The 19,908-nt window shown below is 61.6% G+C and carries 21 protein-coding genes and 1 tRNA gene; 14 read left to right on the top strand and 8 right to left on the bottom strand.

Annotation, left to right across the window (positions count from 1 at the left end):
* Together NX775_RS16880 and gpmA are read right to left on the bottom strand one after the other, a co-directional pair.
* Positions 1 to 1,491 (bottom strand): murein hydrolase activator EnvC family protein, encoded by a 1,491-nt coding sequence (locus NX775_RS16880; RefSeq protein WP_258837409.1) that lies wholly within the window; start codon positions 1,489 to 1,491, stop codon positions 1 to 3.
* Positions 1,492 to 1,510: 19 nt separating this feature from the next.
* Positions 1,511 to 2,257 (bottom strand): 2,3-diphosphoglycerate-dependent phosphoglycerate mutase, encoded by a 747-nt coding sequence (gene gpmA, locus NX775_RS16875; protein ID WP_258837054.1) that lies wholly within the window; start codon positions 2,255 to 2,257, stop codon positions 1,511 to 1,513.
* Between the two features lie 89 nt (positions 2,258 to 2,346).
* Between gpmA and NX775_RS16870 the strand changes: the two genes are divergently transcribed.
* From NX775_RS16870 to NX775_RS16855, 4 genes are all read left to right on the top strand, one after another.
* Positions 2,347 to 2,748, top strand: a complete 402-nt coding sequence (locus NX775_RS16870; protein ID WP_183554575.1) for a rhodanese-like domain-containing protein — start codon at positions 2,347 to 2,349, stop codon at positions 2,746 to 2,748.
* Positions 2,749 to 2,789: 41 nt separating this feature from the next.
* Positions 2,790 to 3,053: a glutaredoxin 3 gene (gene grxC / locus NX775_RS16865; protein ID WP_183554577.1), complete on the top strand. Its 264-nt coding sequence runs from the start codon at positions 2,790 to 2,792 to the stop codon at positions 3,051 to 3,053.
* Between the two features lie 170 nt (positions 3,054 to 3,223).
* The gene (gene secB / locus NX775_RS16860) at positions 3,224 to 3,682 is read left to right on the top strand and encodes a protein-export chaperone SecB (RefSeq protein WP_183554579.1); all 459 of its coding nucleotides are present in this window, start codon (positions 3,224 to 3,226) and stop codon (positions 3,680 to 3,682) included.
* 225 nt (positions 3,683 to 3,907) lie between these two features.
* Positions 3,908 to 4,936, top strand: coding sequence for an NAD(P)H-dependent glycerol-3-phosphate dehydrogenase (locus NX775_RS16855; RefSeq protein ID WP_258837053.1), 1,029 nt, complete (start codon positions 3,908 to 3,910; stop codon positions 4,934 to 4,936).
* A 100-nt stretch (positions 4,937 to 5,036) separates the two neighbouring features.
* On the opposite strand, the gene NX775_RS16850 is transcribed toward NX775_RS16855, so the two are convergent.
* The 4 genes from NX775_RS16850 to mscL are packed head-to-tail and all read right to left on the bottom strand — an operon-like array spanning position 5,037 to position 7,726.
* Positions 5,037 to 5,378 carry a cupin domain-containing protein gene (locus tag NX775_RS16850; RefSeq protein ID WP_258837052.1) on the bottom strand — a complete coding sequence of 114 codons (342 nt, stop codon included), beginning with the start codon at positions 5,376 to 5,378 and terminating at the stop codon, positions 5,037 to 5,039.
* An 11-nt stretch (positions 5,379 to 5,389) separates the two neighbouring features.
* Entirely contained in the window at positions 5,390 to 6,076 is a 687-nt protein-coding gene (locus NX775_RS16845) for a DUF2461 domain-containing protein (protein ID WP_183554585.1), read from the bottom strand.
* 28 nt (positions 6,077 to 6,104) lie between these two features.
* Positions 6,105 to 7,316 (bottom strand): trypsin-like peptidase domain-containing protein, encoded by a 1,212-nt coding sequence (locus NX775_RS16840; RefSeq protein ID WP_258837051.1) that lies wholly within the window; start codon positions 7,314 to 7,316, stop codon positions 6,105 to 6,107.
* On the bottom strand, positions 7,313 to 7,726 hold the full coding sequence (gene mscL, locus NX775_RS16835; protein ID WP_183554587.1) for a large conductance mechanosensitive channel protein MscL: 414 nt from the start codon (positions 7,724 to 7,726) through the stop codon (positions 7,313 to 7,315). Before mscL ends, NX775_RS16840 begins: the two co-directional genes overlap by 4 nt.
* Positions 7,727 to 7,950: 224 nt before the next feature.
* On the opposite strand from mscL, the gene petA reads away from it, so the two are divergent.
* The 6 genes from petA to NX775_RS16805 all read left to right on the top strand — a co-directional run bounded on the left by petA (position 7,951) and on the right by NX775_RS16805 (position 12,225).
* Positions 7,951 to 8,565 (top strand): ubiquinol-cytochrome c reductase iron-sulfur subunit, encoded by a 615-nt coding sequence (gene petA, locus NX775_RS16830; RefSeq protein ID WP_258837050.1) that lies wholly within the window; start codon positions 7,951 to 7,953, stop codon positions 8,563 to 8,565.
* Between the two features lies 1 nt (position 8,566).
* Complete coding sequence (locus NX775_RS16825) at positions 8,567 to 9,979, top strand: cytochrome b (RefSeq protein WP_258837049.1); 1,413 nt, start codon at positions 8,567 to 8,569, stop codon at positions 9,977 to 9,979.
* 30 nt (positions 9,980 to 10,009) lie between these two features.
* Complete coding sequence (locus NX775_RS16820) at positions 10,010 to 10,774, top strand: cytochrome c1 (protein WP_258837048.1); 765 nt, start codon at positions 10,010 to 10,012, stop codon at positions 10,772 to 10,774.
* 98 nt (positions 10,775 to 10,872) lie between these two features.
* Entirely contained in the window at positions 10,873 to 11,484 is a 612-nt protein-coding gene (locus NX775_RS16815; protein ID WP_183554595.1) for a glutathione S-transferase N-terminal domain-containing protein, read from the top strand.
* A gap of 132 nt (positions 11,485 to 11,616) precedes the next feature.
* Positions 11,617 to 12,123: a ClpXP protease specificity-enhancing factor gene (locus NX775_RS16810; RefSeq protein WP_258837047.1), complete on the top strand. Its 507-nt coding sequence runs from the start codon at positions 11,617 to 11,619 to the stop codon at positions 12,121 to 12,123.
* A gap of 26 nt (positions 12,124 to 12,149) precedes the next feature.
* Positions 12,150 to 12,225 (top strand) — tRNA-Thr (locus tag NX775_RS16805).
* Positions 12,226 to 12,330: 105 nt separating this feature from the next.
* Here the strand turns inward: NX775_RS16805 and NX775_RS16800 are convergent.
* Both NX775_RS16800 and NX775_RS16795 read right to left on the bottom strand, forming a co-directional pair.
* On the bottom strand, positions 12,331 to 13,980 hold the full coding sequence (locus NX775_RS16800; protein WP_258837046.1) for a methyl-accepting chemotaxis protein: 1,650 nt from the start codon (positions 13,978 to 13,980) through the stop codon (positions 12,331 to 12,333).
* Positions 13,981 to 14,423: 443 nt separating this feature from the next.
* Positions 14,424 to 15,431 carry a response regulator gene (locus NX775_RS16795; RefSeq protein ID WP_258837045.1) on the bottom strand — a complete coding sequence of 336 codons (1,008 nt, stop codon included), beginning with the start codon at positions 15,429 to 15,431 and terminating at the stop codon, positions 14,424 to 14,426.
* Positions 15,432 to 15,839: 408 nt separating this feature from the next.
* Here NX775_RS16795 and NX775_RS16790 point away from each other — a divergent pair, with 408 nt between their 5' ends.
* From NX775_RS16790 to NX775_RS16775, 4 genes are read left to right on the top strand one after another with little or no spacing between them, the layout of a single operon-like run.
* Positions 15,840 to 17,102 carry an ABC transporter substrate-binding protein gene (locus NX775_RS16790; RefSeq protein ID WP_258837044.1) on the top strand — a complete coding sequence of 421 codons (1,263 nt, stop codon included), beginning with the start codon at positions 15,840 to 15,842 and terminating at the stop codon, positions 17,100 to 17,102.
* 4 nt (positions 17,103 to 17,106) lie between these two features.
* Positions 17,107 to 18,000: a carbohydrate ABC transporter permease gene (locus NX775_RS16785; RefSeq protein WP_258837043.1), complete on the top strand. Its 894-nt coding sequence runs from the start codon at positions 17,107 to 17,109 to the stop codon at positions 17,998 to 18,000.
* Positions 17,997 to 18,827, top strand: a complete 831-nt coding sequence (locus tag NX775_RS16780; protein ID WP_258837042.1) for a carbohydrate ABC transporter permease — start codon at positions 17,997 to 17,999, stop codon at positions 18,825 to 18,827. Before NX775_RS16785 ends, NX775_RS16780 begins: the two co-directional genes overlap by 4 nt.
* Before the next feature lie 5 nt (positions 18,828 to 18,832).
* Entirely contained in the window at positions 18,833 to 19,900 is a 1,068-nt protein-coding gene (locus tag NX775_RS16775; RefSeq protein WP_258837041.1) for an ABC transporter ATP-binding protein, read from the top strand.
* The last annotated feature ends 8 nt before the right edge of the window (positions 19,901 to 19,908 follow it).

Here is a 19,908-nt window from a genome sequence, read left to right as displayed (position 1 = left end):
CTAGAACCGGACCCAGCCTGCCGGGTCGAACGCCTTGCCGTTACGCCTGAGCTCAAAGTATAGCCCCGATTCTTCGTTACCACCGGTGTTGCCCGCGCTGGCCACCGCCTCGCCCGCGCGCACGCTGTCCCCGGGGCGTTTGAGCAGCGCCTGGTTGTAGCCATAGATCGACAGGTACTCGCCGCCATGGTCGATGATGATCAGGTTGCCGAAGCCGCGCATCCAGTCGGCGTGCACGACGCGGCCCGGGGCCACCGCGCGCACTTCCGTGCCTTCGGGCGCCTTGAAGAAGGTGCCTTTCCAGTTCGGACCGTCGCCGCGGCGGGTGCCGAAGCGTGCCACGACGCTGCCATTGATCGGGCTGCTCATGCGGCCCTTGAGCGAGGCAAACGAGCCGGACGGCGCTGCCGGACCCAGCGCGACCTCGGGCGCCGGCGCCGGTTCAGGGCGCGTTGGCACTGGCCGCGGCTGCTCGGCCACGACCGGGGCTTCCTTGACTGGCGCGGGGAGTGGTGCCGGCAGCGGCTCGGGTTTGACACCCGGCTTGGCGTTCGCGTTCTGGCGCGCGATGCGTTCACGTTCGCGTTCGCGCTCGGCGCGCCGGTCGGCCGCCGCCTTGGCGCGCGCCTGCGCCAACAGGCGGGCTTTTTCATCAGCCTCGGCCTTGGCTTTGGCTTTCGCGGCAGCCGCAGCCGCGGCCGCTACCTGACGCTTGCGCTCGGCTTCGGCCTGTTCACGGATCAGGCGCGCCAGCCGGTCGACGAGGCCGGACATGCGCTCTTCGTCGCCCTTCAGGCGGTCGACCTGCTTGCGCTGGTCGGCCAGCTTGCTCGACAGCGTGCCCAGCAGCGCCGCGCGGCGCGCCTTTTCCTTCTCGAGCATGGCTTTCTGATCGAGTTGTTCCTGGGCGATTTCTTCCAGCTCTTGCTGGGCGTTTTCAACCTTGTCGCGGTTGACTTCAACCTGCGCCAGATTGCTGCGCACCGAGTCGAGCAGGCGCGCCTGGGCCTGCGACACGTATGCCATCAGTTGCAGGTCGCGACTGATGCGGTTCGGGTTATCGCCCGAGAGCAGCAGCTTGATGCGGTCTTCGTTGCCAGCCACATAGTGCTCGCGCAGCAGCCTGGCCAGCTGTTGTTGCTGGGCGCCGATGGTCTGCGCCAGCTGGGCTTGCTGATTCGCCAGCGATTGCAGGCGGGTTGCCGTCGCATCCTGTTCCTCGGCCAGATCGCGCAGTGCGCGGTTGGCGTCGGAAATGGCAGCCTCGGACTCGGCCAGCGTGTCGGCCGCGTCTTCCTTGGCGTTTTCGGTCTGGTTGATGTCGCGCTTGATGGCCGCCAGCTGTTGCTGGATGCCGGCGCGCTGCTTCTCGGCCGCCGCTTTCTGACGGCTGCGCTCGGTCTGGCGCTGCGCCCACGCGTCCGACGCGAACGCGCCGGACAGCGCGACCGCCAGCAGTGTGCACAACAGCTTGCTGCCGGCGTCCTTCATGGTTGGCAAACGCAAAAGATTACTTCGCCTTCCCTTGGTTTGCGACAGCGGCCATGGCAGCGGCAATCGCCGCCTGGTCGCCCAGGTAGTAGTGCTTGATCGGCTTGAGGTCGGCGTCGAGTTCGTACACGAGCGGCTGGCCGTTCGGGATGTTCAGGCCCACGATGTCGGCGTCGCTGATGTTGTCGAGCATCTTGATGATGGCGCGCAGGCTGTTGCCGTGGGCCGAAATCAGGATGTTCTTGCCGGCGCGGATGGCCGGGGCGATTTCGTCGTTCCAGGCCGGCATCACGCGTGCCACGGTCTCTTTCAGGCATTCGGTCAGCGGAATCTGGCTTTCGTCCAGGCTGGCATAGCGCGGGTCATTGAACGACGTGCGCGAATCGTCCTTCTCGAGCGCCGGCGGCGGCGTGTCGTAGCTGCGACGCCAGACCAGCACCTGCTCGTCGCCGAACTTGGCGGCGGTCTCGCCCTTGTCGAGGCCCTGCAGCGCGCCGTAGTGACGCTCGTTCAGGCGCCAGTCGTTCTTGACCGGCAGATACATCGCATCCATCTCGTCCAGTGCCAGCCACAGCGTGCGGATCGCGCGCTTGAGTACCGAGGTATACGTGAGGTCGAAGGTGAAACCGGCGTCCTTGAGCGCGCGGCCAGCGGCCTTTGCTTCGGCCACACCCTTGGCAGTCAGGTCGACGTCGACCCAGCCGGTGAAGCGGTTTTCCAGGTTCCAGGTGGATTCGCCGTGGCGCATGAATACGATTTTGTACATGAAAGCTCTTTTCGCAAAATTTCTGGTTGATGTCCGGTCCAGCATCTATTTTATAATGCCCCGATTCAGTTCAACCAATCGGAACCCTTGTGAAATTCATTATCGATAACATTTTCCTCGTAGCGATCGCCGTTCTCGCTGGCGGCGCGCTGTTGTGGCCAGCCCTGGCGCCGCGCGGAAAACGCGCATCGCCGCTGCAGCTGACGCAGATGATCAACCGCGGCAAGACCACGATCGTCGACGTACGCAGCAGCGAAGAATTCGCCGCCGGTCACCTGCGCGACGCGAAACACATCCCGCTGGCAGACTTGGGTGCTCGCATTGGCGAACTGGACAAGTCGAAAAACCGGACTGTCGTCATGGTCTGCCAGACTGGCGCACGCAGCGACAAGGCGGCGCGCCAGTTGCAGGCGGCCGGTTTCGAAGACGTCCACAGCCTGGAAGGCGGCCTGGCGGCCTGGAAGGCTGCAGGCTTGCCGCTCACCAAATAAACCGCCCCATCGAGTCGATCGGGCACACGAAAGGATTCATCATGGCAGCTCACGTCGTTTTGTACCACACCGCATCTTGCCCTTACTGCGTCCGCGCCGAGCGCCTGCTCGAAGCCAAGGGTGTCACCGAGATCGAAGGCATCCGTGTCGACCTGGATCCCGAGCAGCGCCAGGTCATGATGCAGCGCACCGGCCGCCGCACGGTGCCACAGATTTATATTGGCGATACGCACGTCGGCGGCTTTGACGAACTGTATGCGCTGGACCAGGCAGGCCGCCTGGACCCGCTGCTCAAGGGCGAGTAAGCTGTATGCGCACTGCGTAGAGCGGCCGTCGGCGGCAAGACTGCTATTGCAAGCAAGTTGATTTTGCTACAATTGCCGTCGTGTTCGATCCGACGGCCCGTTCACGACGTCGCGCTCGACCAGGCAACCGGAGTGGCCCGCCACTTCCCACTATTATTAGAAAGCGTTCCATGTCCGACGAAACTCTGCAACCAGTATTCCAAATCCAACGCGTCTACCTGAAAGACATGTCGCTGGAGCAACCGAACTCGCCATCGATCTTCCTGGAGCAAGAAGCGCCAGCGATCGAAGTGTCGCTCGACGTGGGTGCTGAAAGCATCGCAGAAGGCATCTACGAGTCGACCGTGACGATCACCGTCACCGCCAAGGTCAAGGACAAGGTTGCGTTCCTGGTCGAAGGCAAGCAGGCAGGCATCTTCGAAGCCCGTAACATCCCGGCTGACCAGATGGATCCACTGCTGGGCATCGGCTGCCCGAACATCATCTATCCTTACCTGCGCGCGAACATCGCTGACGTGATCAGCCGTGCCGGCTTCCCGCCAGTGCACCTGGCCGAGATCAACTTCGAAGCCTTCTACCAGCAGCGCGCCCAGGCCATGGCCGAAGCCGCAGCAGCGCCGTCGAATTAAGCAGCAGTCGTACCCGACGAACGCGGCGCCACGCTGCGTTCGTGCCAGATGTCCGGTGTCCCGGTTTCAACCACCATCCAGGCCCGCCATGTTCTCCGCCCGCCGTCTTGCCGGCTCCCCGTTGACCGCCTCATGCGCCGCATTGCCGGTCGCCCCGCGCGCATTCGCCTTTGATCGCATCAAGGTCTCGGATGTCTGGGGCCTGTAATCCTCTGCAGGAGTTCCATGCAACAGAATAAGCTCACCAAAATCACTGTCCTGGGCGCTGGCGCCTGGGGCACTGCCGTGGCCATCGCCCTGGCGGCGCGCCATGACGTGCTGCTGTGGGGCCGCAATCCCCGGCAGATGCAAGAGATCGAGGCCGCGCGCGACAACCGCGCCTACCTGCCGGGCCATCCGCTGCCGGCTGCCCTGCGCGTGAGCGCCGACTTCGACGCAGCGCTGGCCCATGTCGCCACGAGCGCGCCGGATGAGACGCCGCTCTTGATCCTGGCGTGCCCGGTGGCCGGCTTGCGCCCCTTGCTCGAACAATTGCGCGGCCGCTCGATTCCCAACGTCGTCTGGCTGTGCAAGGGTTTTGAGGCTGGCACCGCCCTGCTGCCACACCAGGTGGTCGCGCAGGTACTGGGCGACGCCGTGCCCGGCGCGGCGCTGTCCGGCCCGTCGTTCGCCCAGGAAGTGGCGCGCGGCCTGCCATGCGCGCTGACCGTGGCGTCGAGCTCGCGCGCCTTGCGCGAACGCGTCGTCGCGCTGGCGCATGGCGACAACCTGCGCGTGTATTCGTGCGACGACCTGGTCGGCGTGGAAGTCGGCGGCGCCGTCAAGAACGTGATGGCCATTGCCACCGGCACATCGGATGGCCTGGGCCTGGGCCTGAACGCCCGCGCCGCGCTGATCACGCGCGGACTGGCCGAGATCACGCGCCTGGGACTGGCGCTGGGCGCGCAGCCGGGTACATTCATGGGCCTGAGCGGCATGGGCGACCTGATCCTGACGTGCACGGGCGATTTGTCGCGCAACCGGCGCGTGGGCCTGGCGCTGGCCGAGGGCAAGGCGCTGGCCACCATCGTGGCCGAACTGGGCCATGTGGCCGAAGGCGTGCCGTGTGCCAAGGCGGTGCGCGAACTGGCGCACAAGCTGGGCGTGGACATGCCGATCACCGAAGCGGTGGCGGGCGTGCTGTTCGATGGGGTGGATGCCGCGCGGACGGCAGCGGGGTTGCTGGCGCGCGATCCGAGGATTGAAGTGGCGTAAAGCATAGCGTGGCGCGCCGGATGATCTCGCCGCCAACCATCACCGCGTGGACGGCCTGGCCGTCCACCCTACGTATCAAGCAATTTGTCGGAGCCTCGTATCAGGCAGCTTGTTGCGGCCCGATCAGGATCGTCATGAGCGCCACCGCGTCCTTCACGGCGCGGATCGTGTGCGGCACACCGCCATTCAGATACACCATCTCGTTCGGCTGCAGCGACGTCGTCGCACCGTGCGCATCGACGGCGATCTCGCCTTCCAGGCACAGCACCGTCACTTCGCCATCGACCCGGTGTTCGGGGATGGGGCGTTCAACCGGCAGCACCAGCCGGATCAGTTCCATATGCTCGGTCTTGACCAGGGCCACCGAGGTGAAATGGGCGATATCGTTATCGCCGCGTTGCAATGCGATTTTCTCGCCGGATGTAGCGTGATGCAAGGCCATGTCGCCCTCCTCTATTCGTCGTGTTGTTCTGGAACGCTGCGCAGCCAAGTGACCAGCGCAAACGCGTCCTTGAATCCCTGCGCCAGTTGCGGCACCAGTTTTTCCGGCGCATTGAGCGCCAGATCGACTTCGGTCCACACGAAAAAGCTTTTCAGCTTCAGGTATTCGACATGCGGATGATCCGCATCGAAACCCTTTGGTGGACGCTGCAACTTGTCCTCGTCCAGGAGGTCACCATAGGTGGCGCGGAGATGCTTATTCTTCAACATTTTGCCAAAACCCGTCGCATCGTTGACCACGTGCTCGCGAATCGCCTTCAGGCGCGGTGGTGGCGGCAGGTATTCGCCGACGCCAAAACCGAGTTTGCCGTTGGCATCGATCTGGAAATAATAGGTCGAGCCACCGCCGGCACTGGGCCGGCGCTTGTCGTTCGGCGTGATGCCGGCCGAAAAGCGCGTCTTGTACGGCGTCTTGTTCTTTGAAAAGCGGATGTCGCGGTTAATGCGGAACATCGCCTTCTTCGGATTGCAGGCCGCCACCTGCTTGTCGAAGGCCGTGATGGCCCGGATCAGTTCGGTGACAACCTCCTGGAATTCTTCGCGCAGGATATCGTAGCGCGGCTTGTTCATGATGAACCAGGGGCGGTTATTGCTCTCGGTCAGTTCGTTCAGGTATTGCGTCAGGTCGCGCAGATGCATGTGGGTCCGAAAATAAAATTCAAGAAGTTCAGGGCGTCTGGCGTGGACGGCGGCCGACCTTGACGGCGATCGCTGTTTCGCGCCTCTGGCGCACGATCGTCATCGGTACGGACGCGCCCGGCTCGAGCTGGGCCACCAACTTGAGCATCTCGCTCGTATCAGCCACTTTTTTACCAGCAACTGCCACCAGGATGTCGCCCGGCTGAATCCCCGCGCGCTCGGCCGGCCCGCCACGCACCACGCCGGCAATCATGGCGCCGCTGCGTTTCGACAAGCCAAAGCTCTCGACCATTTCGGGCGTGATGTCCTGCGACTCGATGCCGATCCAGCCGCGCACCACCTCACCGTTCTTGACGATGGCGTCCAGCACGCTCTTGGCGGTGGACACGGGAATGGCAAACCCGATGCCCACCGAGCCGCCGCTTTGCGAGTAGATGGCCGAATTGATGCCCAGCAGGTGGCCATTGGTATCGACCAGCGCCCCGCCCGAGTTGCCGAAATTGATCGCGGCATCGGTCTGGATGAAATTCTCCACGTGGTTGATGTGCAGGTTGTTGCGGCCCAGCGCCGAGATGATGCCCATCGTGACCGTCTGGCCGACACCGAACGGGTTGCCGATGGCCAGTACCACGTCGCCCACGCGCGCCAGTTCCGGGTCGCCCAATACCATCACCGGCAAGTTGCGCTCCTTGATGCGGATCACAGCCAGGTCGGTCTCCGGATCGGTGCCGACCAGCGTTGCCGCTGCCTTGCGGCCATCGGCCAGGCCCACCTCGATCGCATCGGCGCCATCGATCACATGGAAATTGGTGACGATGTACCCGTCGCTGCTGACGATGACGCCCGAGCCGAGGCTGGCCAGCTGCTCGGCCTGCGGCGCGCGGTCGCCGCCGAAGAAGCGGCGAAACAGCGGGTCTTTCAGCAGCGGATGCGCTTCGCGCGAGGCCTTGCTCGTGTAGATATTGACCACCGACGACATCGCCTTGGCGGCAGCGTCGCGGTAGCTGCCGGTGGCGGCCCGGGGCGGCGCCTGCAGCATCGGCACCGGTTTGCCCGCCGCGCCTACCTGCACTTGCCTGGGCGCCGGCGTCGATTCGAGCCAGGCCGGCCGCAACGCGGCCACGACAAACCAGATGGCCAGCGCCACCGTGACCGTTTGCGCAAACAGCAGCCATGAACGGACCCAGAAGCGCTGCAGCGGATGCGGGGGCCTTATGTCGCGGACGATGTCATCTTTCACTTTTTGAGGGCGTCCCGAATCTCGCGCAGCAGCAGTACGTCTTCGGGCGTGGCGGCCGGTGTCGGCGCTTCGACGGGGCCGCGCAGGCGGTTCATCAGGCGCACCATCTGGAAGATGACAAATGCAAGAAGGATAAAGTTCAGCATGATCGTCAAGAAATTACCGTACGCCAGCACGGCACCCGCCTTTTGCGCCTCGGCAAGTGGTAGGTTATAGCCCTGGCCATTGAGGGGGATGTAATAATTGGCGAAATCAAGACCACCGAACATGGCGCCGATCGGCGGCATGATGACATCCTTGACCAGCGAATCGACGATGCGGCCGAAGGCCCCACCGATGATCACGCCGACGGCCAGGTCCATCACATTGCCGCGCATCGCAAACTTCTTGAATTCGTCCATCATTGCCATGATTAACCCCTCTCATTGTTGTTGAAATAAGTCGTTGCATGATAACCGATGCCTCTCGGCGACGGCGTCCAGCGGGGCGCCGGGATGGTGCAAAAGACCATTTCCGCAAGGCGTGTAGGCGAGACAATATTTTTTCTATAGGTGTTGCCGTTCACATATAATTTTGCAAGCTGGAAGCTCGGACTTAATTCTTATAATTCGTATATTCACGGAGTGGGGTTGGTATGAGTACTCAAAAGCAGGTCGATCCTGGTCGACGGGGCTTGCTGGTCGCGACATGCGCCGCAGGCGGCGTCGTCGGCGTGGCCACGGCGGGAGCCCTGGTCAGCACCTTCCAGCCATCCGAGCGCGCCAAGGCAGCAGGCGCGCCGGTTGAAGTCGATATCGGCGACGTCGCCCCCGGCGAAATGAAAGTCGTCGAATGGCGCGGCAAGCCGGTCTGGATCCTGCGCCGCACCCCCGCCATGATGGCCACGCTTGAAAAAGACCAGAGCGAACTGGCCGACCCCGCCTCCGAAAAAATATTCCAGCTCGACATGCCGGAATACTGCAAGAATCCCCACCGCTCACGCGTCGAACACAAGGAAGTGCTGGTCACCGTGGGCATCTGCTCGCACCTTGGCTGTTCGCCGTCGTCGCGCCTGGCGGCCGGCCCGCAGCCGAACCTGCCCGACAACTGGCCCGGTGGCTTCCTGTGCCCGTGCCATGGCTCGACCTTTGATTTGTCCGCACGCGTGTTCAAGAACAAGCCGGCGCCGACGAATATGGACGTTCCCCCGTACATGTATCTCTCCGATAGCAGGATCGTGATCGGCAAAGACGAGAAAGGCGAGGCATAACATGGGCGCGTTCAAGGAGACAAAGCTGCCCGCCGATGCACCGGCGGCCCAGAAGGCACTGGCCTGGGTCGACGACCGCTTTCCGGCCACCAAGCTGTGGAACGATCAGTGGGGCAAGTACCACGCGCCCAAGAATTTCAACGTCTGGTATCTGTTCGGTTCGCTCTCGGCCCTCGTGCTGGTGCTGCAGATCGTCACCGGCATTTTCCTCACGATGCACTACAAACCCGACGCGGCGCTGGCCTTCGGCTCGGTCGAGTACATCATGCGCGAAGTACCGTGGGGCTGGCTGGTGCGCTACATGCACTCGACCGGCGCCTCGGCCTTCTTCATCGTCGTCTACCTGCACATGGCGCGCGGGCTCATGTACGGCTCGTACCGCAAGCCGCGCGAGCTGGTCTGGCTGTTCGGCTTCGGCATCTTTTTATGCCTGATGGCCGAGGCCTTCTTCGGCTACCTGCTGCCGTGGGGCCAGATGTCGTACTGGGGCGCGCAGGTGATCGTCAACCTGTTTGGCGCGATTCCCGTGATCGGCAGCGACCTGTCGCTGTGGATCCGCGGCGATTACGTGGTGTCGGACGCCACGCTGAACCGCTTCTTCGCGTTCCACGTGATCGCCCTGCCCCTGGTCATCATCGGCCTGGTGGTGGCCCACCTGACGGCGCTGCACGAAGTGGGTTCGAACAATCCGGACGGCATCGAAGTCAAGGACCACATCGGCCCGGACGGCTACCCGCTCGACACGATCCCGTCGCACCCGTACTACACCACCAAGGATCTGTTCGGCGTGAGCGTGTTCCTGCTGCTGTTCTCGGCGGTCGTGTTCTTCGCGCCCGAGATGGGCGGCTACTTCCTCGAGTACAACAACTTCCTGCCGGCCGACTCGATGAAGACCCCGTCGCACATCGCGCCGACCTGGTACTTCACGCCGTTCTATTCGGTGCTGCGCGCCACCACGGCCGACTTCATGTACGTGCTGATGGCAGCGGTCGCGGCCTACGTCGTCTTCATCTGGTTCAAGTCGCGCCTGGCCTTCGTGACCAAGGCAATCATTGCGGTTATCGGGCTGCTGGTGATCATCGGCATGCTGCCGCAAGTGCTCGACGCCAAGTTCTGGGGCGTGGTGCTGTTTGGCTCGTCGGTGATGATCATTGCCGGCATGCCATGGCTGGACCACTCGCCGGCCCGCTCGCTGCGCTACCGTCCGGACTGGCACAAATGGGTGTATGCGGTGTTTGCCGTGGTGTTCGTGACGCTGGGCTACCTGGGCACGCAATTGCCAACGGCCGCGTTCACGCTGATCTCGCAAGTGTGCACGCTGGCGTACTTCGGGTTCTTCCTCCTGATGCCGTGGTGGAGCACGATGGGCACCTTCAAGCCGGTGCCGACCCGTGTCACCTTCACCCCGCACTGACGCCTTCGGACCCGCGCACAAGGACATCCCATGACATTGCTTGTGAAAAAACTGATCGCCATCCTGGCCCTGGCGCCCGGTCTGGCATTCGCCGCCGAAGGCAGCTTCCCGCTCGACCGCGCCCCGGACCGCGCCGACCTGGCGTCGCTGCAGAACGGCGCCAAACTGTTCGTCAACCACTGTCTGAATTGCCACTCGGCCGCGTCGATGCGCTACAACCGTCTGCGCGACCTGGGCCTGACAGACGATCAGATCCGGCAAAATTTGTTGTTTTCTGCCGACAAGGTCGGCGACATGATGACCACGGCCATGCGCCCGAACGATGCCAAGGCCTGGTTCGGCGCGGTGCCGCCGGATTTGTCGGTGATCGCGCGCGCCAAGGCGTCGCCGGGCGGCTCGGGCGCCGACTACCTGTACACCTATCTGCGCACGTTCTACCAGGACGAGACGCGCCCGACCGGCTGGAACAATATGGTGGTGCCGAATGTCGCGATGCCGCACGCGATGTGGCTGCAGCAGGGGATCCGCACGGCAAAGTTCACGGAGCAGCCCGATCCGCATGAGCCCGGCAAGATGGTCCACACCTTCGCCGGCTTCGAGCAAGTGAGCCCCGGCACCATGACCCAGCAGGAGTTCAACACCGCCACCGCCGACCTGGTTGCCTACATGGTCTGGATGGCCGAACCTGCCCAGGCAACACGCAAGCGACTGGGGGCATTCGTGCTCCTGTTCCTGACGATTTTCGCCTTTTTGGCCTGGCGATTGAATGAATCGTACTGGAAAGAAGTGAAGTAATTCGCTTTCGTTGTCCGGTTGGCTATAATACGGGCAATCATTTCTCTGGGGTGAGTGCTCGGCGCTGCACCCCTTTGTTTCTTAAGGAACTATAAACCATGATGGTTCTCTACTCCGGCACCACGTGCCCGTTCTCCCAACGCTGCCGCCTCGTCCTGTTCGAAAAGGGCATGGACTTCGAAGTGCGCGACGTCGACCTGTTCAACAAGCCGGAAGATATTTCGACGATGAACCCGTACGGCCAGGTGCCTATCCTGGTCGAGCGCGAACTGATCCTGTACGAATCGAACATCATCAACGAGTACATCGACGAGCGCTTCCCGCATCCGCAACTGATGCCGGCCGACCCGCTGATGCGCGCCCGTGCCCGCCTGATGCTGTTCAACTTCGAAAAAGAGCTGTTCGTCCACGTGCACACGCTGGAAAGCGAGCGCAACAAGTCGAACGACAAGATCCACGACAAGGCCCGCACCGAAATCCGCGACCGCCTGACCACGCTGGCACCGCTGTTCCTGAAGAACAAGTACATGCTGGGTGATGAGTTCTCGATGCTCGACGTGGCCATCGCGCCGCTGCTCTGGCGCCTGGACCACTACGGCATCGAACTGTCGAAGACGGCTGCACCGTTGATGAAGTACGCCGAGCGCATCTTCTCGCGCCCTGCCTACATCGAGGCGCTGACCCCGTCCGAGAAAGTGATGCGTCGTTGATGGACCTGGGGCGGGCTTGTTGCCGTCCCTGTCCTCAGCCGCACCGTATGCGCCAGAATCGGACGTTCTTCAGGCGAATCCGATAGACTGGCGCGAACGCCCGTTTTGCCTGTATTGCTAGCCCATACCACCATGTCAGAGATCTCCACCAAACCCTACCTGCTGCGCGCCATCTACGAATGGTGCACCGACAGTGGCTTTACGCCTTACCTCGCAGTCAAGGTCGATGGATCGACGACGGTGCCGATGGAATACGTCCGCAAGGGCGAGATCATCCTGAACATCAGCTTCGGCGCCACTTCGGCGTTGAAGATGGATAACGACGCAGTTCACTTCCGTGCACGCTTCAATGGCGTGTCGCGCGAAATCTACATCCCTGTGCACAATGTGCTGGCGATTTACGCCAATGAGAATGGCCAGGGGATGGCGTTTGAAGTGGGTGCATTGCCTGCTGCGTCGTCGGATGGATCGTCGCCAGAGGTGGGGACTGCGCCTGCGGGGCCATCGCTGTCGGCGGTGCCGTCCAAGGGCGTGGATTCGCCGGTGGTGCCGGATACGGAAGTGTCTGCGCCTCCATCGGGTGGCGATGACGAACCACCGAAGAAGGGTGGACGACCGACCCTCACGCGGATCAAATAGCGTATAATTCTTGCTCTAAAGATCACGCCGGCTTAGCTCATTTGGTAGAGCAGTTGATTTGTAATCATCAGGTGGCCAGTTCGAAACCGGCAGCCGGCACCAGTTATTCAGTAAAAAGCCCAATCCTCAGGATTGGGCTTTTTGCTTTTTGGGCGCCATGTAGCCTGGATCAACGTGAGAACCGGATCATTCCACGGTCACATAGGGTCACGCCACCGCTTGCAGTTGCAGTGGCGACTGTGGTCGGCGATTGGATGGCACCTTGCCTGCACTGGCCATATCGTTGCCCCCTGCGACTTTAAATAATGACACTGCAGACACCAGACTATGTGCCTGCTGGTTCAGGGCATCTGCGGCATCGGCCATCTGCTCGACCAGTGATGCGTTTTGCTGGGTGCCTTGGTCCAGTGCCATGACGGTCTCGCCAACGCTGCTGATGCTCATGGTCTGCTCACGGGTGGCCGTGCTGATTTCGCTGATCAGCTCGGCAACACTCTTTACTTCGCTGACGATCGCGGTCATTGCTTCACCAGCGTTTGATACCATGCCCGCCCCCGAGCCGATCATGCCGACGCTGTCAATAATCAGTACCTTGATTTCCTTGGCCGCCTGTGCGCTGCGTTGCGCCAGTGCACGAACCTCACTCGCCACGACGGCAAACCCCCTGCCCTGCTCACCCGCACGGGCCGCCTCGACTGCGGCGTTTAACGCAAGGATGTTGGTCTGGAAGGCGATTCCGTCAATCACCGAAATGATGTCTTCAATCTTTTTGGAGCTCGCTGTGATTTTTTGCATGGTGATGACAACTTCGTCGACCATGGAGCCGCCGTTTTCGGCAGCCGCGCGCGCACTCAACGCCAAGTCACTGGCACGGGCCGCGGTGTCGGCATTGACCCGGATGGTCCCGGTGATTTTCTCCATCGCGTTCGCACTTTCCTGCAACTGCCTTGCCTGTTCCAGAGTCCGCGCCGATAAATCTTTGTTTCTGTCAGCAATCTCTGTTGAACCGAACTCGATCGTATCGGAAGAACGACGGACACTATTCACAATGGTTGCCAATGACTGCTGCATCTCTCCAAGTGATGCCATGACGCTGTTTGCCGGCGCGGTCGCTGCATCCTCCAAGATACCCAGATCCCCGGAGCGGACCTGATTAGCGGCTTTTCTCAAATCGTGCGGATCGGCGCCCAAAGAGAGATACAAGCTGCGTTTTATCAAGCGTGAAAGCGCAATCGCCGTGACAACGGCAATCAGCGACACGCAGATTAGCAACAAACGCTTGGTGCGGAATTTTTCAGCTGATTTCTGGATTTCACCTTCTGCCGAACTGGTGATCAATTTTGCATATTCGCCCACCGTAGCGATCAGCTTCTTTAATAGTGGCTGGCACTCGGCATTCATTTTTTCAGTTGCTTCAGATTTCTTGCCGTTTAGTGCCATCTCGACGATAGAGAGTGCAATAGGGCCATAACGCTGCTCAATACTGACCAATTCATCGTAGAGTTGATGCTCTCTTGGCGTCGCTTTGTTATCCAGATCAAGTAATCTTTTCAGCAACGCCATACGGTCTATTACACGCTCGTGGGCGGCCATCACTGCAGCCTTTTCTGCAGCGATGTCGGCAGGCGCATTCAATAAAATAAGGTTGCGCGCTGCGATTGCCCTTGCGCTGACTGACGACCTGACATCACGCGCAACACTGCCTCGGTTGAACTCATCACCAACAAAACCGTCAAAGTTGGACTGGGCTTCACTCAAGCTGAATACTGCCAGCGCAGATATGGCCACAATAATTGAGACGAGAGTCGCAAAAGCGATTGTCAGTTGCCGACCAAGACGCTGCTTGAAAAAGTACATGATGACTCCGAATTAAGAAACACCATACTGTCGGATATATTTTTTCCAAGCAGAATGACGTAGTTCGACAAGCCGACTCTATTCTCTTGCGAAAATAGAACGTTTATCAGGCATTTGCCAAGAATAAAAGAAATGAAACAAGCAGTTGGCATCCCTGCATGTATTTAAGGCGGGGGTGGGTGTATATATACACTGCCATTGCAGCAGGTATGAAAAGGCACTCGTGGCATAGCTATCTCAGCGCGTGAATATGAGTGGTGACTAGGTCTCAAGCTTATCGCAATTTCTCATGGGAAAGTTTCACTTGACCATTATTATCATGCAGCTGTGTAGCAAAAGTCCGACAAATGCGATTCAGCTTCAATGCCATCTTCTGTGAGGGCTCACCATGCATTCTTGTCATCACTTTAAAAAGCCATCCTTCCGGTTGGGCTTTTTCTGGATCATCCCTGACCAAGGTGCAGCTCGCTATCCCGCGCATCCCACATCTGCTGGATGTCGAGCAACTTGGGCAACGTCCTGTGAAACACGTCTACCAGCGCCGGATCGAAATCCGTCCCTGAGCGGCTATCCACATACGCCACGATTTTGTCGACAGGCCAGGCTTCCTTGTACGGGCGCTTGATGCTCAGGGCATCGAACACATCGGCAAGCGTCACCAGGCGCGCTGATTGGGGAATGGCCTCGCCGGCCAGTCCAGCCGGATAGCCGCTGCCATCCCACTTCTCATGGTGGTACAACGCCACCTCGGCGGCGAGCTGGAACACCTGCGCGGCACTTTTGCTCAGAATGTCGTAGCCGATCTGTGGGTGGGTTTTCATGATGGCCCACTCGGCGTCGTCCAGTGGACCGGGTTTGCGCAGGATGGACTGGGGGATGCCTATCTTGCCGGTGTCATGCATCGGCGCGGCCAGTTCGAGCTGCTCGCTGTCTTCGATGCTCCACCCTGCTCCTTTGGCAAGCGCCTTTGCGTAGGCGGCCATGCGCCAGATATGCGCACCGGTATCGGTATCGTTGAAATGCCCCGCCTGGCCCAGCATCGAGATCGCCTCCCGGTAACTCCTGGCCAGCAGTTCCGCGCGCACCTGAGATAAATGACTGGCAACGCGCGCGCGTACGATCGGGGGCGACACGGGTTTCGTGATGTAGTCGACCCCGCCCGCAAAAAACCCGGCGGCTTCGTTCACGGGGTCGGCGTACGCCGTCACGAAGATGACCTGGATGGTCCCGGTCGTATCGCTCTGCTTGATTTTAAGGCAGAGGTCGTAGCCGTTGATGTCGGGCAGGCCGATGTCCAGCAACACCATGGCCGGGCGATGCTTGTGCAGCGCTGCCATCGTTTCGGCGCCGTTGCGGGCAAACACCAAGGTGTAGTCATCGCTGAGCACCTTGCGCATCATGGCCAGATTGGCGGGCTCATCGTCGACAAGTAAAATAGTCGGGCGACTCATGGGTTGCTGCCATGCACGTTGTCCAGCGCGACTGATGTTGCGCCGGCGTGGCAGGCAGACAAGCCTGCTCGATCAACATCGATCAAGGGGTGCGGTTCACGTGGAAATATTTTCGAATTTCTCAACATGCCTCCGAAGCGTCGCGCCATCTGCAAGCATTGCAACCAGATTTTCACTTGCCTGAAATATTAACTATTACTCTACACGATGACGAAAACCATGTGCGTTTTTTCCGCTTCGACCGCTGCTTGATTTCGGACTTGCGTACTTTGCCCCTGACAGAACGTCGCTCCACATTACAATCCACAAGTTTAGTTTGACCGTCAATTGACCCGATGCTATAGTCGGGCAAAGCCAATGGTAACGTTTCCAACGTGCCAAAAAAACATGGCACTGAACGGAGACAAGATGGTCAAATCCCGCAACCTGGCAGCAGCCTGCGCATGGTTGTGCGCCGCTGCAGGTGCGCTGAGTATCGTGCTCGGTAGCGCGCCAGCCAGTGCGGCCGCACCGAAAGCAGAAGTCATCCACTGGTGGACCTCCGGCGGCGAATCGAACGCCGTCAAGCAGGTCGCCCAGGCGTTTCGCGATGCTGGCGGCGTGTGGGTCGACAGCGCCATCGCGGGCGGCGACCAGTCGCGCGCCGTCACCATCAACCGCATCATCGGCGGCAATCCACCGACCGCTGCGCAGTTCAACACCTCCAGGCAGTTCACCGACGTCATCGAGCAGAATATGCTCAACAACGTCGACGCCGTTGCCAAGGCCCAGGACTGGGACCGCATCCTGCCCGAGCCGCTGATCGACGTCATCAAGCACGATGGCCACTACTACGCGGTACCGCTCAATATCCACATGCAGACGTGGATCTGGTACTCGAAAGCGGCCTTCAAGAAGGCCGGTATCACGCGTGAACCGGCGAGCATGCCGGAACTTTTCGCCGCGCTCGACAAGCTCAAGGCCGCAGGTCTCATCCCCCTCGCCCATGGTGGCCAGTCGTGGCAGGAGACCGTGCTGTTCTCGGCTTTACTCGCCAATATCGGCGGACGCGATCTGTACCTGAAAGTGATCCGCGACCGTGACCAGGCCACGATCCTCTCGCCCGCCTTTCGCGACGTGCTGCTGGCCTTCAAGCGCATGAAGTCGTACGTCGATCCCGGCGCGCCGGGCCGCAACTGGAATGACGCCACCGCGCTGGTTATCAGTGGCCGTGCGGGCTTCCAGGTGATGGGCGACTGGGCCAAGGGCGAATTCACCAACGCCGGTCAGCTACCCGGCCAGCACTATGGCTGCATCGCCGGCCTCAAGCCCGACACGCCGTACCTGATGCAGGGCGACGTCTTTGTTTTCCCGCGCACCGACAAGCCGGACGCCATCAAGGCCCAGCAACTGCTGGCGCAAGTCGTCTCGCAGCCTGCATTGCAGATCGCCTTCAGCAAGCTGAAAGGCTCGATCCCCGTGCGCCTGGATGCCCAGTCCAATGAGCTCGATCTGTGCGCGCAAAAGGGCGTGGCCATCATCAAGGACCGCACGCGCCAGGTCGGCGTGACCGAGGTCTATCTGACGCCCGACCAGAACGGGGCAATGCAGGACATCCTGACCGCGTACTGGAATATGGACACGCGCGTCGAGAAGGTCCAGCGCAGCATTGCCCGCGCCTTGAAGTACTGACGCCATGCACGCATCCCGACTCTCCCGGCACCTCAGTCCCCATATCGCCCTGCTGCCGATGGCGCTGACGGTGCTGCTGGCCTACGTCGGCGGCGCGCTGTGGACCCTGCGCACGTCGTTCACCGCCTCGCGCACCTTCCCGTCCGATAAATTCATCGGCGTGGCGCAGTACGTGCGCCTGTTCGACAACGAGCGCTGGTTGCTGTCGCTCCATAACCTGGCCATCTACGGCGCGGTGTTCATCGTCGCCTGCATGGTTATCGGTTTTTTGCTGGCCGTGTTCATCGACCAGAACGTCAAGGGTGAAGGCCTGCTGCGCACCGTGTTCCTGTATCCATATGCGATGTCGTTCATCGCCACCGGTCTGGTGTGGCAATGGCTGCTGGCGCCTGGCAGCGGCATCGAAGGCGCCGTGCGTCAGCTGGGCTTTCCCGGTTTTTCATTCGACTGGATCGTGCATCAGGACCTGGTGATCTACACCGTCGTCATCGCCACCGTGTGGCAGGCCTCGGGCCTGGTCATGGCGCTGATGCTGGCCGGCCTGCGCGGTATCGATCCCGAGATTTACAAGGCTGCGCGCCTGGATGGCATTCCGGCCTGGCGCGTGTACCTGCAGATCGTGCTGCCGATGCTCGGCCCCACCGTGGCGACCGTGTTCCTGCTGCTCTCGACCGCCGTCGTCAAGCTGTTCGACGCCGTCGTCGCGATGACGCAGGGCGGGCCCGGCATCGCCAGCGAAGTGCCGGCCAAGTTCATCATGGACCACCTGTTCCTGCGCTCGAACATCGGCCTGGCATCGGCGGGCGCCGTGACGCTGCTGGTGCCGGTGCTGGCCCTGCTCGCACCGTATGCGTATGCGCGCAGCCGCCGCGCGCGCCTGAGCGGAGGGCACGCATGACAGCGCGACTCTCGCCGGCCCGCATCGGCATCTACGCTTTTTTGCTGAGCGCAGCGCTGTTCTTTTTGCTGCCGCTGTACGTCATGGTCATCACGTCGTTCAAGCCGATGGACGAGATCAGGATGGGCAATGTGTTCGCCCTGCCCGGCGTAGCCACGCTGGACCCGTGGCGCGCAGCCTGGGGCGCGGTCAGCCAGGGCTTCTGGAATTCGGTGGCGATCGCCGTACCCAGCACCGTGATCCCGATCCTGCTTGGCGCGATCAACGGTTATGCGCTGTCGTTCTGGCGCCCGCGTGGTGCAAACCTGCTGTTTGGCGTGCTGCTGGCCGGCGCCTTCATTCCGGTGCAGGTCATGATTTATCCGCTGGTGTGGATGATGGCGCATGCCGGCGTCTTCGGCTCGCTGCCGGCGATCGTCGTCGTGCACGTCATCTTCGGCATGCCGCTCATGACGCTGTTGTTCCGGAATTACTATGCGTCGGTGCCGCACGAGTTGTTCCAGGCCGCGCGCATCGATGGCGGCGGCTTCTGGCGCATCTTCCTGCAGGTGATGCTGCCGATGTCGCTGCCGATCATCGTGGTCGCTGCGATCATGCAGGTCACGGGCGTCTGGAACGATTACATCCTGGGGCTGGTGTTCGCCGGCCGCGAGAACCTGCCGATGACGGTGCAGCTCAATAACGTGATCAACACCACCACCGGCACCCGCATGTACAACGTGAACATGGCTGCCACCATCCTGACGGCCGCCGTGCCGCTGGTGATCTACTTCATCTCCGGACGCTGGTTTGTGCGCGGTATCGCCGCCGGCGCCGTGAAAGGCTGACCCCCATGTCGAATGTCCATCTGCGCAAACTGTGCATCACCCGCGGCAATAACGAGATCATCCGCGACCTCGATCTGGAGATCGCACCGGGCGAATTTCTCGTGCTGCTCGGCCCATCGGGCTGCGGCAAGTCCACGCTGTTGCACAGCATCGCGGGCCTGATCGATGTCTCGGGCGGCGCCATCGAAATCGGCGGGCGCGACATGAGCCACGCCGATCCGAGCGAGCGCGGGATCGGCATGGTGTTTCAGTCGTACGCGCTGTATCCGACGATGACGGTCGAGAAGAACATGTCGTTCGGCTTGCGCATCGCCGGCACGCCGAAAGCGGAAGTAACGCGCCGCGTGCGCCACACGGCCGAGATGCTGCAGCTGGGCGCCCTGCTCGATCGCAAGCCGGCGCAGCTCTCGGGCGGCCAGCGCCAGCGCGTCGCGATCGGGCGCGCGCTCGTGCGCGAAGCGGGCGTGTACCTGTTCGATGAGCCGCTGTCGAACCTGGACGCCAAGCTGCGCGCCGAACTGCGGCGCGAACTCAAGCTGCTGCACCAGCGCCTGGGATCGACGATGATCTACGTGACGCACGACCAGGCCGAGGCGATGACGCTGGCCACGCGCATCGTCGTCATGCAGGGTGGCCGCATCCAGCAGATCGGTACGCCGGCCGAGGTGTACGAAACGCCGGCAAACCGCTTCGTGGCGGGCTTTCTCGGTTCGCCGTCGATGAATTTCATTGACGGCAGTATCGATGCGGCCGGGCGTTTCAGTGCCGGCGCCGGCTCGGTCACGCTGCAACTGGCGCGCCCCGTCGCGGCGGGCGCCGTGACGCTGGCCGCGCGCCCCGAACATCTCCGGATCGACGAGCATGGCCCGCTGCAGGCCAGCGTCACGCTGGTCGAGCCGATGGGCAATCACCAGGTGGTGTGGCTCGACTGCGCCGGCCAGGCATTGTCCGCCATCGTGCACGATGCGCGGCCGCTGGTAGCCGGGCAGTCGGTGCGTTTCGCGATCGATGCGGACAGGGTGTCATTGTTCGAGCAGTCCACCGGCAATCGCGTGCAATCAGGGATGCCATAGTCAGATGA

The sequence above is a fragment of the Massilia aurea genome, from assembly GCF_024753205.1.
Lineage (GTDB): Bacteria > Pseudomonadota > Gammaproteobacteria > Burkholderiales > Burkholderiaceae_D > Telluria > Telluria aurea.
This window is presented reverse-complemented; position numbering and strand designations above follow the sequence as displayed.